Genomic DNA, 940 nt, shown 5'->3' on the forward strand with positions numbered 1-940 from the left:
TGCTGCTGGTGCTGGCGGGGGTGGTGGTGTTGCCGCTGGTGGGGGTGCGGCCGGGCACCACGATCGGGGTAGCCGGGTCGATCTCGGGGACGTTCCACCGCACCGGCACGCGGGGCGCCGCTGCCGCGGCGGCGGTCTCATCCAGGTGCGGAACCCGGCAGACCATCCCGACCCGGTGGGAGTGACGCAGAAAGCCCATGCCGGCGGTCGTCGTGCCGTCCTCGAACTCGCGGGGCAGGCCAAACGGGTCGCCCACGAAATCGTCGGGCAGGATCGTCGACCCGCTGCCGCGGTTGGACACGCGCAGGATCAGGGCGTTCCCGGCGACCAGGGCGTCGCGCAACGGCTGCGACCCGCCCAGGGCACGCAGCTGCGGCAGCTGGGTGGCCAACACAAGACCGCAGCCCGTTTTCCGCATCGTCTCGGCGGCTTGCACCGCCAGCGCCACGATCGGCGTGTTCGGCACCAGCAGCAGCTGGCACTCGTCGATGACCACAACGAGGGGGAGCAGCCCCAGTGCGCGCACTCGCGGATCGTTGGCGTCGAAGGCGTCGACGCCGGCGTCAGCCAGCAGCTGCGAGCGGCGTTCCACCTCGGCGTGGAAACGGCGGGTCAGCAGCCCGGTCGCCTCCACCCCCGAGTGGTACTCCACCGTGCCTTTCCACGCTGGCAAAGACTGTCCGTTCTGCGGATCGCCGACGGCGACCTGCACACCGCCGGCGAGCAGGTTCGCGATCAGCACACCCAGGGCGCGGGACTTGCCCGATCCGGACGAGCCGACGACCAGGCCACCGAGGACCCCGAAGTTCGGCCGCGACACCACCCAGTCGCCGGCCGATCCGTCGCTGAACCGGGCGATCTCGAACCGGCCAGCGTTGTAGGTGGGGCCGTTCCACGGCACCCCACCCGTGATGGCCGACTGCTCGACGAGGATGACCCG

General features: G+C 71.3%; 1 protein-coding gene. It reads right to left on the reverse strand.

Annotation, left to right across the window (positions count from 1 at the left end; genetic code table 11):
- On the reverse strand, positions 1-940 hold a 940-nt coding region (locus tag SALPAC6_RS26830; RefSeq protein WP_033774675.1), incomplete at both ends, for an FtsK/SpoIIIE domain-containing protein.

The sequence above is a fragment of the Salinispora mooreana genome, assembly GCF_000379065.1.
Lineage (GTDB): Bacteria > Actinomycetota > Actinomycetes > Mycobacteriales > Micromonosporaceae > Micromonospora > Micromonospora mooreana.